The sequence below is a fragment of the Alloscardovia omnicolens DSM 21503 genome, from assembly GCF_000420505.1.
Taxonomy (GTDB): domain Bacteria; phylum Actinomycetota; class Actinomycetes; order Actinomycetales; family Bifidobacteriaceae; genus Alloscardovia; species Alloscardovia omnicolens.
The window spans coordinates 15,547-30,413 of sequence record NZ_ATVB01000001.1; the positions used below are offsets into that span (position 1 = coordinate 15,547).

General features: G+C 46.9%; 13 protein-coding genes. 4 read left to right on the forward strand and 9 right to left on the reverse strand.

Annotated elements, in window-relative coordinates:
• Nucleotides 1–15: 15 nt before the first annotated feature.
• Nucleotides 16–1,206 carry a chorismate synthase gene (gene aroC, locus G464_RS0100075; RefSeq protein WP_022856256.1) on the reverse strand — a complete coding sequence of 397 codons (1,191 nt, stop codon included), beginning with the start codon at nucleotides 1,204–1,206 and terminating at the stop codon, nucleotides 16–18.
• Between the two features lie 134 nt (nucleotides 1,207–1,340).
• Here aroC and G464_RS0100080 point away from each other — a divergent pair, with 134 nt between their 5' ends.
• A complete protein-coding gene (locus G464_RS0100080) occupies nucleotides 1,341–1,808 on the forward strand; it encodes a hypothetical protein (RefSeq protein WP_022856257.1) in 468 nt (155 codons plus the stop codon).
• A 31-nt stretch (nucleotides 1,809–1,839) separates the two neighbouring features.
• Here the strand turns inward: G464_RS0100080 and mltG are convergent, their stop codons facing one another.
• The 6 genes from mltG to G464_RS0100110 form a co-directional block, all read right to left on the reverse strand.
• On the reverse strand, nucleotides 1,840–3,072 hold the full coding sequence (gene mltG / locus G464_RS08260) for an endolytic transglycosylase MltG (protein WP_022856258.1): 1,233 nt from the start codon (nucleotides 3,070–3,072) through the stop codon (nucleotides 1,840–1,842).
• 5 nt (nucleotides 3,073–3,077) lie between these two features.
• A complete protein-coding gene (gene ruvX, locus G464_RS0100090) occupies nucleotides 3,078–3,515 on the reverse strand; it encodes a Holliday junction resolvase RuvX (protein WP_021618304.1) in 438 nt (145 codons plus the stop codon).
• 29 nt (nucleotides 3,516–3,544) lie between these two features.
• A complete protein-coding gene (gene alaS / locus G464_RS0100095; RefSeq protein WP_022856260.1) occupies nucleotides 3,545–6,220 on the reverse strand; it encodes an alanine--tRNA ligase in 2,676 nt (891 codons plus the stop codon).
• A gap of 64 nt (nucleotides 6,221–6,284) precedes the next feature.
• The gene (locus tag G464_RS0100100; RefSeq protein WP_022856261.1) at nucleotides 6,285–6,527 is read right to left on the reverse strand and encodes a hypothetical protein; all 243 of its coding nucleotides are present in this window, start codon (nucleotides 6,525–6,527) and stop codon (nucleotides 6,285–6,287) included.
• 8 nt (nucleotides 6,528–6,535) lie between these two features.
• A complete protein-coding gene (locus G464_RS0100105) occupies nucleotides 6,536–6,931 on the reverse strand; it encodes a DUF948 domain-containing protein (RefSeq protein ID WP_022856262.1) in 396 nt (131 codons plus the stop codon).
• A gap of 196 nt (nucleotides 6,932–7,127) precedes the next feature.
• Nucleotides 7,128–7,835, reverse strand: coding sequence for a histidine phosphatase family protein (locus G464_RS0100110; RefSeq protein WP_022856263.1), 708 nt, complete (start codon nucleotides 7,833–7,835; stop codon nucleotides 7,128–7,130).
• A 103-nt stretch (nucleotides 7,836–7,938) separates the two neighbouring features.
• On the opposite strand from G464_RS0100110, the gene G464_RS0100115 reads away from it, so the two are divergent.
• Nucleotides 7,939–8,304, forward strand: coding sequence for a phage holin family protein (locus G464_RS0100115; protein WP_021618299.1), 366 nt, complete (start codon nucleotides 7,939–7,941; stop codon nucleotides 8,302–8,304).
• Between the two features lie 476 nt (nucleotides 8,305–8,780).
• Here G464_RS0100115 and rpsD read toward each other — a convergent pair whose 3' ends face one another.
• Nucleotides 8,781–9,407: a 30S ribosomal protein S4 gene (rpsD, locus tag G464_RS0100120; RefSeq protein ID WP_021618298.1), complete on the reverse strand. Its 627-nt coding sequence runs from the start codon at nucleotides 9,405–9,407 to the stop codon at nucleotides 8,781–8,783.
• A 232-nt stretch (nucleotides 9,408–9,639) separates the two neighbouring features.
• Nucleotides 9,640–12,294: a UvrD-helicase domain-containing protein gene (locus tag G464_RS0100125; protein WP_022856264.1), complete on the reverse strand. Its 2,655-nt coding sequence runs from the start codon at nucleotides 12,292–12,294 to the stop codon at nucleotides 9,640–9,642.
• A 391-nt stretch (nucleotides 12,295–12,685) separates the two neighbouring features.
• Here G464_RS0100125 and G464_RS0100130 point away from each other — a divergent pair, with 391 nt between their 5' ends.
• Both G464_RS0100130 and G464_RS08265 read left to right on the forward strand, forming a co-directional pair.
• The gene (locus tag G464_RS0100130; RefSeq protein WP_022856265.1) at nucleotides 12,686–13,264 is read left to right on the forward strand and encodes a xanthine phosphoribosyltransferase; all 579 of its coding nucleotides are present in this window, start codon (nucleotides 12,686–12,688) and stop codon (nucleotides 13,262–13,264) included.
• A gap of 171 nt (nucleotides 13,265–13,435) precedes the next feature.
• The gene (locus G464_RS08265; RefSeq protein WP_022856266.1) at nucleotides 13,436–14,833 is read left to right on the forward strand and encodes a uracil-xanthine permease family protein; all 1,398 of its coding nucleotides are present in this window, start codon (nucleotides 13,436–13,438) and stop codon (nucleotides 14,831–14,833) included.
• Nucleotides 14,834–14,867: the final 34 nt, after the last annotated feature.

Here is a 14,867-nt window from a genome sequence, read left to right on the forward strand (position 1 = left end):
CTCCTCGAAACTCAACTACTGCAAATATTCAGGCCAGCTTGCCAGATATGACTCAATATTACGGCGTGTTTCTGCTACGCTATCTCCACCGAACTTTTCGATAATAAACTGTGCCAAGGTTAAACGCACCATAGCTTCAGCTACTACAGATGCAGCAGGAACTGCGGTAGCATCCGAACGCTGATGGATTGCTGTTGCTTCTTCCCCCGTGAGCACATTAACAGTGCGTAAAGCACGAGGCAAGGAAGAAATCGGCTTCATTGCTGCGCGCACACGAATAGGTTCACCGTTAGACATCGATCCTTCAATACCGCCAGCACGATTTGTTAAACGGTAAATCTTGCCATCTTCACGAGCAATTTCATCGTGTGCTTCTGAACCTAAACGGTCTGCTTCTTTGAAGCCATCACCGATTTCCACACCTTTAATGGCTTGAATACTCATCACATTAGCAGCCAAAGCAGCATCCAAGCGACGTTCGGATTCCACGTAGGTTCCTACTCCTGCAGGCACATTATAGGCAATAACTTCAATTACTCCACCAAGAGTGTTTCCTTGCTTTTTTACCTCATCAATACGCTTTTTCATACGCTCAACGGCTTCAGCATCTAAACTACGTGTGGCGGATGCGTCAAGAGCTTCTACATCTGCTGGAGTTGGCAGTGGAGCGTCTTCACTGACGTATTCACCGCCGATAGAAATAACATGAGCCACAGTTTCAATGCCAGCAACTTGCTTCAAAAAGTTCGCAGCAACCTGGCCAAGAGCTACCCGTGATGCGGTTTCGCGTGCCGAGGAACGTTCCAAAACTGGTCGAGCATCAGTAAAACCGTATTTGCGCATACCTGTTAAATCAGCGTGTCCAGGACGAGGATTGCTCAGGGCTGCGTTGCGTCCGTTGTCAGGAAGTTCTACATCGTCTGGCAGAGGATCCGCGCTCATCACTTGCGTCCATTTTGGCCATTCCGTATTACCAATTTCAATAGCAATCGGTGAACCTAAGGTTGAACCGTGACGAACACCCGTGAGCAAACGTACTTGATCTTGTTCAAATTTCATGCGTGCTCCGCGACCATATCCCAGACGTCGGCGAGCTAAAGCTTGCTGAATGTCTTCACTGGTAATATCTACGCCGCTAGGAAGACCTTCAATCATGGCAACAAGTGCCTCACCGTGAGATTCGCCTGCTGTCTGCCACCGTAACATGTATGCTCCTCGCTATCCTCGTATGGTCAGCCTTCTCGCTCAAGTAGCTGAAGTTATTCACAGCGTACCTACTTATGCACAGTATCAGTACTGTTTTTTTGTTTGGCTGAACTTTCTAGGGTATATCTTACGGAATGGACTACCTTTTATATAGCTTTTATGTGCTTCCCTGTTTACTAGGCGGACTTTTCTTAAGTATTTACGATTTTTTGGCGCGTTCAGTACCTCGTTGGGCAGTACTCAGTGCTGTGTCCATTCAGTTGATATGGTTTTATGTTTTTCTAGGCGTTACAGCTGTGCGTACTGCTTCAGTTTTTATTCTGATTGCGTGTGGCACTCAGTTCGTTTTATTCCTGATTGCTCGAGGAGGATTAGGTCTGGGAGATGTGACGGCTATTGCCGTCAGCGTATTATTTTTTGTACCGACAGGACTGAGATCTTGGGTTTTGCTGATTATTTGGTGGCTGCTCATGTCTGCTGTTCTTTTGCTTCAAATTATGTTTTTACTGCTGAGAAAGAGGAAAACCTCGATAGCGTGTGTGCCCACTCAATTTTTCTGCGCGTTACTGACCATAGCATTATATTTCTTTGCATATAACTAAGGGCACAGCTATGCCACGCCCTTAGTTAGTTTTATCGTGGATTATCTACTTCCCACTGACGAAGTTCTTTCACGTATTCCTCGAACTGAGCATCTGAATCCGTAAACTTCGTTTCACCAGTATCGAGATTGACAGTAACGAAGTACAACCAATTTCCTTCTTCAGGCTCCAGTACGGCTTTAATAGCAGAATCACCTGGATTGCCAATAGCACTTGGTGGTAATCCCTTATGAATACGCACATTATATGGATTACTTGAATCGTTCAGCTGAGCATTAGTCAGTTCTGTGCCGCGAATTCCCAAACCATAAGCCACCACAGAATCCATACCTAAACTCATATCTTGTGCTAAACGGTTTTCAATAACGCGAGATACCTTACCGTAATAATCCGACTTATTAACTTCAGCTTCCACAATTGATGCCTTAATCAGCACTGTGCGATACTGATCTTCTGTTACATTCAACGCCTTTAGTTTAGCAATGCGCTTAGCTACCATTTGGCTAATAATTTCGCGAGCAGAGCTTGCATTCTTTGCATTGTAGGTGCCTGGTTCAAACCAGCCCTCATAGTTGCCCTGAGCCACTGCAGGCAGAATGCCCGCATTAGCATCATTGAGCACAGCATCAAAATCTTCTTGAGAGAAATCTGTAATTTGCACTGCAGCTTTAATAATATCCGTATTGCGTTCACCCGGTTTGATAACAAGTGCGCCGCTAATTTGCGACGGATCAGTAATAATAGCGACTACTTGAGCGGCAGACATCTTCTTCTTTAATTCGAAAGAACCAACTTGCAATTTTTTCGATGCATCTGCAAGCTCCACAGCTTTAAGGAAAGCTCCAGCACTGCGTACAACGCCAGCGTTCACCAAATTTTTCGCTATAACTGAGGTATCATCGCCCTCGTTAATTACGAAGAGAACATTTCCTTCTCCTGGTCCTGGATAGTCAAGAGATTGAGATTCTTTTTGAACGGTGCTCTGCGTTGCGCGTTTAATAACGTTGAATACTTTATAACCGCCAAAACCTATGCCGGCAATCAAAGCCAAGATGAGAAGAAGCGCATATAAACGGCGGCGTTTCTTCTGACGAGCACGTTTACGTGCTAAACGTGCTTCACGGCGACGATGTGGTGGCAATGGAGGTGCAGAAGGATCAGATTGGATACTTATATCTGATGCAATCTGTCTCGCATTTTTTTCTTGGTCTTGATGTTCACCACCATTGGTGAACATATCGAACAAATCATTATCGTTGGTCATTGAGTTTATCTCCGCATACGAGCTCTATGATCATCTAATGCCGATTGTAACAGGATTACAGCGGCCTGACTATCAATTATTGTTCTGTGGTGACGCATCGAAATACCTGCATCAAGCAACTGATCATGAGCTGCCACAGAACTCAATCGTTCATCTTTTAATTCTATCGTTACGTCATTCAAACCATAGAGGTCGAGTTTTTTCCGTAGTGTCTGAGTCCAGCGCTTCGCTTTTTTAGCGCTTTTGCCCTCTTCCCCATTTAATTGTAGAGGATAACCGACAACAATATGATTGACATCATAGTCGTCTACACATGCAATAACATCATCAAGAACGTAAAAATAGTCTCCAGAAGCATGAATATTATCTTCTGGATGTGCCAGGAGTAAATCAGGATCGCTCAGCGCAATACCTACGCGAGCGTTTCCTAAATCTACTCCCATCCACACGTTTTTATTCGTCACGTTAAGCCTTAACGTGACTGTACTGCAGCAGTTAAATCTTCAAGTGCTGCGTCGATGCGCGATGCATCCTGACCGCCACCTTGAGCGAAATCAGGCTTACCGCCACCGCCACCGCCAAGCATCTTGGATGCATTGCGCACAAGATCTCCAGCTTTCAAACCTTTATCTCGTGCTGGGTCGTTAGTGGCCACAATAATCGATGGGCTACCAGATTCTCCTACACCAGCCAATGCAACAACAACTGGCTTGTTATCACCAATTTGTGCGCGCACATCCATTACTGCTGAACGCAAAGCATCTGTGGAGCCGAACTGGCCTACATGAGAAGCCACAACAACCACATCATCGCTTGACAAGCGGGCAGATTCCACCAAAGCAGGAATTTGTGCTTTGAGCTGTGATTCATAAAGCGCAGCAAGCTTACGATCAGATTCCTTGAGCTTATCCATCAAGCTTGCAATACGATCTGCTAACTCGTCTGGACGAGCATGCAATACGTCAGACAACTGAGATACTAAAGCATGCTCGCGAGCATGGAAATCGTAAGCTTTTTGACCTACAACTGCATCCACTCGGCGCACACCAGTACCCACAGAAGACTCACTCATCAGGGTTACAACACCAAGCTTACCCACGTGGTCTACGTGAGTACCGCCGCATAGTTCTCGGCTCCAACCATCTTCGCCAATAGATACGACGCGCACAATATCGCCGTACTTTTCACCGAACAAATGCATAGCACCCAAAGCGAGAGCATCGTCAAACTTCATCTCTTCAGTGGTTACAGACAAATTCTCACGCAATTTCTCGTTCACACGAGCTTCTACGGAATTCATTGCCTGATCTGACGGTGCCGATGCCCACTGGAAGTCAAAACGCAAACGATTTGGAGCATCTTCCGAACCGCGCTGTGTAGCCTGAGGCCCCAGTTCTTCACGCAAAGCCTTATGCACCATATGGGTAGCAGTATGAGAGCGAGCAATAGCTCCACGGCGTTCAACATCAATAGAAGCTGTAACAGAAGCATCAACAGTTAAGGTACCTTCAACCAAACGGCACTGATGAACAATCAAATCCTTAACAGGCTTTTGCACATCATCTACTTCAAGTACTGCACCGTCATCAGAAAGAATCTCACCTTGATCAGCAAGCTGACCACCAGCTTCTGCATAGAAAGGTGTGCGGTCGAGAATAACTTCAACCTGAGCAGGAGCAGTAACTGCTGGAACAGCACCTTTGCCCTCTTGGATAATGCCTAACACACGACCGCGTGCAGACATGTCTGTATATCCCAAGAAGTCGATAGGAGCTTCAAGTTCCTTCTTCACATCATCATAAACGCTCAGATCAACGTTTCCACGCTTCTTCAAAGCATCAGCACGAGCACGAGCCTTTTGCTCAGCCATCAGAGAGCGGAAGGATACCTCATCAACCTGCACACCCTGTTCAGCAGCCATTTCGAGAGTCAACTCAATCGGGAAGCCATAAGTATCGTGCAAGGAGAAAGCGTCTGCACCAGAAACGGCAGTACCATTCTTCTTTGCCTTAGACACAGCAACATCCAAAATGGTTGTACCGTTATCCAAAGTGCGGCGGAAAGCATCTTCTTCGCCGTACGCAGCGTTTTCGATGTCTGCGAAGGAGTCATTCAAGTCTGGGTAGCTTGCGCTCATTAAGCCCTTGGATACTGGCAGCAAGTGTGGAAGAACTTCCTCTTGCACACCCAAGGTCTTCATCGAACGCATAGTGCGACGCAGCAAACGACGCAAAACGTAGCCGCGGCCTTCGTTCGATGGTCGCACGCCGTCGCTCATAATCATCAAAGCAGAACGAACATGATCTGCTACAACGCGGAAACGCACGTCGTTTTCTTCGTTCTCGCCATACGTGAGGCCAGAGAGCTTCTCGGCAGCTTCGATAACTGGGAAGAGCTCATCGGTCTCATACATATTTTCCTTGCCTTGCAGCAAGTAAGCCACGCGCTCCAATCCCATGCCGGTATCGATATTCTTGTGTGCCAGTTCTCCCACAATATGCAGGTCGGTCTTCGACTTCACGTTATCGACTTCGTAGTTTTCGAACACCAAGTCCCAAATCTCGGTGTAGCGGTCTTCATCGGCAATCGGACCGCCCTCTTTACCGTACTGTGGTCCACGATCAACATAAATCTCCGAGCAAGGACCACCAGGACCAGGTCCGCCCATAGTCCAGAAATTGTCTTCCATGCCCATAACCTGCATGTGTTCTGGATCCATGCCCTCATTGCGCCAAATAGCACGTGCTTCTTCATCATCGGTGAAGGTGGTCACCCACAACTTCTCCACGTCAAAGCCGTAACCGCCCTGGTCTTGAGGCGTGGTGAGCAACTCCCATGCGTAGTGAATAGCTTCTTCCTTGAAGTAATCACCAAAGGAGAAGTTACCCAACATTTGGAAGAAGGTACCGTGTCGTGTTGTTTTACCTACTTCATCAATGTCGAGTGTGCGCACACACTTCTGATTGCTGGTAATGCGCTTGCTTGGAGGTGTTTGTTCACCCAGCAAATAAGGAACGAAAGGAACCATACCTGCAATAGTGAACAGTGTGGTTGGATTAGGGGAAATAAGTGAGGCAGATGGAACAACCAAATGACCATGTTTCTCAAAATATCCTGTATATCTCTGTGCAATTTCTGACGTGCGCATAAACGCATTACTCCTTGAATTACTATCTATCTAAAAAACTTGTATTAGTTGGTCTAAGTTCGTCTTAGTTCTCGCCAAACTTACGAGCGTACTTTTCGTTCATCTCAGCTTCTTTTTCGCTGCTGTACTTTCTAAAATCAGCAATCAAAGAGCCTAAAGTGCGCATCGCCACATTATCTTGATCCGGTCCCAGCACGAACTCGCGAGCCATGCGCGGCGTATGCGCGCGAACGTAGGCCTGCGCTTTACTAGCCACAACAAGTCCGGCGCCAAAGCCCACTAAAAACCAGAAGATTCGCTTAATCATCTACTCTCCTACTTGTTGTCGCTTGTCGTGCTACTTGTTGTGCTGCCATCGCTGTTCTTTACGAAACCGCTCACCGCCTGCTTCGCACCGTAAAACACAGCGGCCACCTTAATGAGTGGCTTACCCAGCACAGCACCATACAAATCTGTTAAAGCGCCCACATTATTTGCCGTTGTGGAGGCAGCCGAGGAAATCTGGTTAACATCCTCGAGAGACTGATTTACCTTCTGCACAGTCGTTACGCTCTCATCGAGGGCAGGAATGGCGTGATCGCCTGTTTCCTTTACGGTTTGCGCAATCTGATCGAACAGCTTACCCAAACGAATGAGCGGATAAATAAGGAAGCCTGCAAGAATAGCAAAAACGATTGCTGCAATTAGGCTCGCGACCTGTCCTAAATCCATAGTCTCTCCTTTATGTGCAATTATGTGCTGTGGCCTCATGTCCGCATAAAAGACATATGGCACTAGGCTACCACTAGGCGTAGGCGTAGGTATTGTAGGTATTTGTACTTGCGCTCGCGCACTACTAAACGCTCGTGTTCGCACGCCACGCAAGCGTCTGTATTCGCGCTACGCAACATGTGCGCTTGAACGATACTTACTCGTTATATCCCACAACTGTTAGCGCCGCCTCAAAATCAGAGCCGAGCTTATCTGCATCACAATCAATGCGCGTCACAGAACCGTTTGCCGGACGAACCGTTAAATCAAAACTGTGTGAACTGTTGGCATCTGTGTTAACAGTTAAGCGCTGCATAAGACTGAGTAGCGTGTTACCGTGAGAAATTAACAAAACGTGACTCTCATCGTCAACATTAGGCGAATCAGCAATAATCTTAAAGCCGCGCTCGATACGCTGCCAATACTCTTCGTTATTTTCTGCGTGATGGAAGGGATCGGCTTCCTTCAAAAAGTCGCGCGTCGCTTGCGGACCAAATTTTTCTAGGATTTGAGCGTAGGTTGATGCTCCGTGTGGCGCTCCAGCTGCCCACCATGCTTCGCTCATATCGCGCCCTTCGAAATACCCGTAAAATTGCTCGCGGAACTCCATATGCGCTTCTGGCTCAGTTATGTTCGCATCGAGTGAGTGCGTATTGAGCTGCAAAATCGCGCGAGCGGTATCTTGAGCGCGCGTCGTATCTGAACAGAATGCTGCACTGAGCGGAACTTTTGCTAGCTTGTTTCCAGCTTTCACTGCGTCTGCTCGGCCAGCCTCGGTCAGCGGTGAATTTGACCAGCCTTGCAGACGGTTATACAGATTAAAATAGGTTTGACCATGTCGTACCAGATATAAATGAATAGTCATGCTACTACTCTAGTTCATTGGCTAACTTTCTTCCGGCTGTTTAGTTCCGCTCTACCATGCTTAAGCTCTGCAAAGCCTACGCCCTCTCGTTTATACTGTACATATGAAAAGATTTCTGTTGAATTGGCTTGTTCTCACCATTGCTACAAGTGTTACTGTATGGCTCGTTCCTGGTCTGCATATTATCGGCGATTATTCGTGGGTTGCGTATGGAACTTTCGCGCTCTTTTTGGCCTTTATTAACGTTTCGATTAAACCTATCCTACATATTTTTATGTTGCCGCTCACGGTGCTGACCTTTGGTTTGGCTGCTTTGATTGTCAACACTTTTTGCTTCGAAATCGCCTCGCTCATGTCGCACTCTTTGTTTGGCACCGGCGTTATATCAGACGGTTTCGGATGGTCTCTGCTTGGCGCGATAGTCGTTTCCATCGTTTCGAATATTTTGAATATGTTGGCTATGGATTAATCCTGATTAACTTTTACTGTGCTCTTGGGGCTTAGCGGGGTTGAGCAATGAGGTGCAGACAGGACGAGCAAGATTCCAAACAATTATGAGCGAGGTTCTGATTGAGATTGACGCAGTTACGGTGTTTTAGGCTTTACATCTTCGCTTGTCTGTGCCGCTCCACTTTCACTAGGACTGATTTACACTGATTTACACTGATTTACATGGAGAAACAGCTGTAAGACGTGACGTATTCGATAGATGTACGCTGAAAACCTCACCACGTTGCTTTTGAGAGTTCTGACTGTGGTAAGTGAGGACACGTTCAACGTGTCATAATCTACAACACATGAATTTACAAACGAAAAACCACCGCCTTGTATGACGCTCTCTTCGAAGAGAATGCCATGTGGCGATGGTTTCCGTGTATGTATGCCGTAAATTGTTTCGTTTCTGCTGCGTGTATTGCCGTGTAAACAGCAGAAACACAGTTCTTTTTAGCGAGAGTAGTGTTCGACCACGTACTGAATGTTAACAGTTACTGGGATTTCTTCTACTTCTGGCTTACGGGTCAAGGTAGCCTTGAGAGCTGCCAAGTTGACGTCAAGATAGCCTGGAACTGCTGGGAGAACGTCGCGGTGTACGCCTTCAGCTGCTGCCTGGAATGGCTCCATGGTCTGACTCTTTGGCTTAACCTGAATGGTCTGACCTGGCTTTACATGGTAGCTTGGGCGATCCACGATGTTTCCATCAACGAGGATGTGACGGTGAACAACGAACTGACGAGCCTGTGCAGATGTGCGAGCAAAGCCAGCACGAAGCACGAGAGCATCGAGACGAGATTCGAGGTTAACCAACATTGCGTTACCGGTCTGACCAGCTTCGCGACGTGACTTTTCATAAATCGCACGCATCTGCTTTTCAGAGATGCCGTACTGTGCGCGGAGACGCTGCTTTTCGCGCAAACGTACTGCGTAATCGGACTCTGCACGACGACGATCGCGACCATGTTCACCTGGACCGTATGGACGCTTTTCGAAGATACGCTGAGCCTTTGGGGTCAAAGCGATGCCGAGGGAGCGGGAAAGACGCACCTGACGGCGTGCACGCTGTACCTTAGTCATTTAATTTCCTTCTGTTGTAGATATGCAAGGTGGATAAACCGTCTGTTTATTCACCGAGTCAGCCACTCCTGCGCTTAGCGCTGAACATCGTCTACTCGTTCAACGTTTAACAGTGCTGTGCACTGCCGACCCGCAGATGGGCCAAGACTCCAGAGTTATGCACGCAATGCATGAAGCATTACGCACACAACGTTCATGAGTCTACACCTGCATATCTACAAAAGCTTGAGGATTAGAGTTTTTCGATAGGTGATAAACGAATAAGCAACCGTTTTGTTCCTGAAGAACCGAAGTTCACCACGAGAACGGAATTTGTTCCTTTATCTTCCATAGAAACGATTGTTCCTAAGCCGTGCTTTTCATGGATGATTTTTTCACCCACACAAAAGTCAGCAATAGTAAAGGAGTTTTCCTTGACTGAAGAAGACGCAGCGGTTTTCGTTGCGCTAACACGCTTCGTTGTTATTTGACCGCTACGCGCGGAGGAGAAGGCTCCAGAACTTTGATTACGTCGAGACGTTGACCGTGTTCCCACAGAACTCGTACCGTAATGCATGTGTGGGGATGATGATCCGCCTCCGAAAGTCGAGCGTGAAGAAGAACGCGCAGATCCATAAGTTGATTTCGGTGATGGACGTGACGACCAGCTACCGTAATCAGTAAAATCATCGAAATCATCGCTGCCGAACTCATCTCCCCCTGCCCAGCTGCTACGCATCTTCTCTACCGTTGCTTCACGGCGTTCCCAGCGCATCAAATTATCAGGAATTTCATCTAAAAACTGGCTTGGCATCATTTCGCTAGCCTGCCCCCATTGCGAGCGAACTGCTGCACGCGTCACGTACAGTTTTCGCTGAGCTCGAGTAATACCCACATAAGCTAAACGTCGTTCTTCAGAAAGCTCTTTTTCGTCTTCAATACTGCGTGAATGAGGGAAGGTTCCTTGCTCCATACCAGGCAAGAAGACCACAGGATATTCCAATCCTTTCGCGGTATGTAGAGTCATTAAAGTAACAGTGCCGTGGTCTTCGCCTTCTCCCGGTAACTGGTCAGAATCAGCAACCAAAGCAGTAGTCTCCAAGAAACCAGCTAAAGTAGCGTCAGGCGTGTTCTGCTCGTATTCAGCAGCCACGGACTGCAACTGACTGAGATTATCTACGCGCGTAGCATCCTGAGGGTCTTCTGATTGTCTTAGAGTCTCAAGCAATCCTGACTTGTTAAGCACTTCAGCAATAATTTCGCTTGGCTTATTGTCATGTTCCACAGCAAAAGCACGCAACGAACGCATTAAATCACGGAAAGCAACAATCCCCTTCTTACTACGCGCAGAAATTGCACTATTGCGCTCAATAAACTCAATTGCACTCCAAAACGTATCGCCACGTGAAGCAGCATCCTCGTTAAGTAACGCTTCCGCGCGCGCACCCAAACCTCGCTTAGGCACGTTCAAAATACGCCGCGTACTCACATCATCAGCTGGATTTGCAATGGCATGCACATAAGCCATAGCATCCTTAATTTCAGCACGCTCGTAGAAACGTGTTCCTCCCACTATCTGATATGGAATATGCTCATTAATCAGCCCTTCTTCTAAGGAACGCGACTGAGCATTCGCACGATACATAATAGCCATCTGGGAATATGGGAATTCGCCTTCAGCTTCCATACGCGCAATTTCCTGCGCTATCCACTGTGCTTCCTGCTGGGCATTATCTGCAGCATAACCAGTAATCAAAGCACCTTCACCTAAATCAGTCCATAATTTCTTTGGCGTGCGATTCGAATTTTGAGAAATCACTGCATTGGCAGCGTTCAAAATATTTTGAGTAGACCGATAATTCTGTTCGAGCATAATAGTTCGAGCATTATCGAAGTCTTTCTCAAAATCCAAAATATTCGAAATATCTGCGCCACGGAAAGCATAAATTGACTGATCAGAATCACCCACAACTGTTACCCACGCAGGACGAGCCATTGGCGTAGCGTCAGGTAATTCCTTGCTTGCCAATAAACGGATAAGCACATACTGAGCGTGGTTGGTATCCTGATACTCATCTACAAAAATAAAGCTGAAACGCCTGCGGTAAAACTCCAAAGCCTGCATATCTGTGCGGAAAAGTTCTACAGTGCGCACAAGTAAATCATCAAAGTCAACAGAATTTGCAGCCTTCAAACGATGCTGATACTCTGCATAGCACACTGCAAAAACTTCTTCTTTATTGCCTAAATTAGCAATATGTTGACCGCGCTTTCCGGGCGCATAATCGCTGGCAGCATGTGCTAAAGCTTCACGCCAACCAATCAGCTGATTCTTATAATCCGAAATAGCGCCCAAAATACTGCGCGGAGTATAACGCTTCGTGTCAATATTGAGTTCACCTGCAATCAGGTTTACCAAGCGCTGGCAGTCAGCAGTATCGTAAATGGTAAAACCTGATTTCAAACCAATAGATTCTCCGTGGCGACGTAAAATACGCACACAAGCGGAGTGGAAAGTCGATACCCACATCTTTTGTGCAACCGGACCAATAAGAGAACCCAAACGTTCCTTCATTTCAGCTGCAGCCTTGTTCGTAAAGGTAATAGCCAGAATTTGGCTTGGATAAGCACGCCATTGCGTTAAAGCCCATGCAATACGGCGCGTTAACACGCGCGTTTTACCTGAACCAGCACCCGCACCAATCAACAGTGCAGGCCCCTCGTATTGTACGGCTTCGAGCTGATGAGCGTTCAGACCGCCAAGCAGATCCTGAGCTGTGCGAGCATACACTCCTGTTTCTGTAAGGCTCTGACTATCAGCATTAGTATGCGTATTGTTCGTGCCTTCGTGTGCATAACCTTCGTGTGCATAACCATCAAAATCGAAACCCGACTGCGAAAAACTCATTGCTCTTTTTTAGCACACGCGGCTTACAGACCAGAAATGTACATATTTATTCATCACGGATTAAAGCGGCGTTGCGCACAACATGCATTCGCTTTTGCGCCCGACCGCGCCCCAAAACCAGCCAAATCCGATTACCACCACCGCAGACTACCCAGCCCCGTTCAACACAACCTCACCCCCAATTCCACCTCACCACCCCAACCCCGCTCACGTCACACGCGCGCGTTATGCTATGTGGGCGCATACTTATGTTGCGCACACACTATCCGACACAACTTGTTAGCGCTGTTCGCGTGCTTGCTTTCAGCGGGTCAGTTCGCTTTAAGCAGACCGTCTTGCTTTAAGCAGGTCATGTTGACGCCAGACAAGTGTATGAAGAATTGGATTTTCCATGAAGCTTCTTGAAGATCGCATACGCGAAGAGGGAACTGTTAAGCCTGGCGACGTGCTCAAAGTAGATGCGTTTTTGAATCACCAGTGCGATATTACGTTATTCGATAAAATGGGCGAAGAATGGGCGCGTTTATTCGAAGGCACGCGCATCGATAAGATTCTGACCATCGAAGCTTCTGGCATTGGCATCGCGTGCATGGCTGCACGTCACTTCCAGAACGTCCCTGTTGTTTTCGCAAAGAAAGCTCAGTCCATTAACCTTGATGGCGAGCAGTATTCCACGTCAATTTATTCCTTTACAAAACAAAAGGAATTCCCTGTGATTGTGGGAAAGAAGTTCCTTACTGAAGGTGAGCATGTGCTTATTATCGATGACTTCTTAGCCAATGGTAATGCTCTCAATGGTTTACTTCATATTTGCGAAAGCGCCGGAGTTGTTGTTGAAGGCTTCGGTATTGCTGTGGAAAAAGGCTTCCAAGGCGGTGGCGATGCGTTACGTCAACGTGGGTATCGCGTGGAATCTTTAGCGAGAATCCGCACTATGGATGCCACCGATGGAAGCATTGAGTTTTATTAAAATGTAGGCTAAGGCTGTACGAGCGCAATCACACGAAAGCAATCGCACAGCCTTAACTATTTATCTTCTTGATGTGCGGCGCAACTCAGGTGACAACACAAGGTAACAACTCAGGCTCGCCCTACGTGCTACACGTCAAGAAGAACTGTAAGAGAGAAAGAGAGATTACAGATGACGAGTACGTCTTCTGCTGAGACAAACAGCACTACTCCTCCATCGAGTTTAGGCTCAACTGAAGCTGCTTTGCGTCAGCTCGATGGCAAGATTTCCCTATGGACTGGCATTCCTTTTGGTATTCAGCATGTGCTCGCCATGTTCGTTGCCAACCTTGCGCCTATTGCGATTGTGGTTGCTGCTGCTCAACTCACCGCAGAGCAAAGTGCATGGATTATTAGTTCCGCTCTGCTTGTGGCCGGTTTGGGCACATGTTTGCAGCTTTACCCTTTATGGCGAATTGGCGGTCGTCTACCAATCGTTACGGGCATATCTTTTACCTATGTAGCCGCAGCAACTTTAGTCGCTTCTGACCCTAAGTTAGGTTATGGAGCAGTAATTGGTGCTGTGATTGTGGGCGGCTTTGTTGAGTTGCTTTTGGGGCTTACCGCACAATATTGGAAACCATTTATTAATCCGATTGTTTCTGCAGTAGTGGTAACAACTATTGGTTTTTCTTTGCTGTCTGTGGGCGCTACCTCTTTTGGTGGCGGATCTGGAACGAAAGATTTTGGTTCGTGGCAGAACCTCACCGTCGCTACTATCACTTTGGTTGCTTGCCTTGCTTTCCAAGTTTTAACTCGAGGTATTGCTAAACAATTATCCGTGCTTTTCGGTCTTGTTGTTGGCTATATTATTGCTTTGATTTTTACTCTCAGCGGCATTGCTCCTCATATGGTAGATTTTAGTAATTTCCAAGGCTTGAGCATTGTATCTTTACCTCATATTGCTCCACTTATGCCTTTTGGTATTAAGTTTGATGTGAATGCGATTGTATCTTTCACTTTGCTGTATGTAGTTTCTTCTGTAGAAGTTTTGGGTAATACCTCGTCTTTAACTCAGGTTGGTTTTAACCGTGAACCAACAGACCGCGAAACTGCTGGAGCTATTGCCGGTGACGGTTTTATCTCTTCTGTTGCAGGTTTCTTTGGCGCTTTGCCATTAACTTCTTTTGCGCAGAACGTTGGCTTGGTGGCTATTACCAGGGTAGTAAACCGTAAAGTTATTTTGACCGGTGGTTTGATTTTGATTCTGGCAAGCTTCTTCCCTTGTTTAGCTGCAGTATTTAATTCGCTTCCTCAGGCTGTTTTGGGCGGCTGCACGATTATGATGTTCGGCTCGATTGTGTTGGCAGGCATTCAGATGATTGCCAAAGCCGGTTTTACGCAACGCAATATTACTATTGTGACTTTGGCTTTAACCATCGGTATTGGTTTTACTCAGGCTCAGGGTATTTTCCAGTACTTCCCTGCTCTCTTCCAGTCAGTCTTCTCTAATGCGATTGCTATTGCCTTTGTGGTAGCGCTCATCCTTAGTTGGGTACTGCCAGACGAGAAACACTTCTTATCAGAGTAAATATAAAAGTTGGTCGGCAGTTCACATGCCGACC

What these genes read in the sequence shown, in the direction of transcription:
- aroC (WP_022856256.1), bottom strand. Translation starts at nt 1,206, where the DNA reads ATGTTACGGTGGCAGACAGCAGGCGAATCTCACGGTGAGGCACTTGTT.
- G464_RS0100080 (WP_022856257.1), top strand. Translation starts at nt 1,341, where the DNA reads ATGGACTACCTTTTATATAGCTTTTATGTGCTTCCCTGTTTACTAGGC.
- mltG (WP_022856258.1), bottom strand. Translation starts at nt 3,072, where the DNA reads ATGACCAACGATAATGATTTGTTCGATATGTTCACCAATGGTGGTGAA.
- ruvX (WP_021618304.1), bottom strand. Translation starts at nt 3,515, where the DNA reads ATGGGAGTAGATTTAGGAAACGCTCGCGTAGGTATTGCGCTGAGCGAT.
- alaS (WP_022856260.1), bottom strand. Translation starts at nt 6,220, where the DNA reads ATGCGCACGTCAGAAATTGCACAGAGATATACAGGATATTTTGAGAAA.
- G464_RS0100100 (WP_022856261.1), bottom strand. Translation starts at nt 6,527, where the DNA reads ATGATTAAGCGAATCTTCTGGTTTTTAGTGGGCTTTGGCGCCGGACTT.
- G464_RS0100105 (WP_022856262.1), bottom strand. Translation starts at nt 6,931, where the DNA reads ATGGATTTAGGACAGGTCGCGAGCCTAATTGCAGCAATCGTTTTTGCT.
- G464_RS0100110 (WP_022856263.1), bottom strand. Translation starts at nt 7,835, where the DNA reads ATGACTATTCATTTATATCTGGTACGACATGGTCAAACCTATTTTAAT.
- G464_RS0100115 (WP_021618299.1), top strand. Translation starts at nt 7,939, where the DNA reads ATGAAAAGATTTCTGTTGAATTGGCTTGTTCTCACCATTGCTACAAGT.
- rpsD (WP_021618298.1), bottom strand. Translation starts at nt 9,407, where the DNA reads ATGACTAAGGTACAGCGTGCACGCCGTCAGGTGCGTCTTTCCCGCTCC.
- G464_RS0100125 (WP_022856264.1), bottom strand. Translation starts at nt 12,294, where the DNA reads ATGAGTTTTTCGCAGTCGGGTTTCGATTTTGATGGTTATGCACACGAA.
- G464_RS0100130 (WP_022856265.1), top strand. Translation starts at nt 12,686, where the DNA reads ATGAAGCTTCTTGAAGATCGCATACGCGAAGAGGGAACTGTTAAGCCT.
- G464_RS08265 (WP_022856266.1), top strand. Translation starts at nt 13,436, where the DNA reads ATGACGAGTACGTCTTCTGCTGAGACAAACAGCACTACTCCTCCATCG.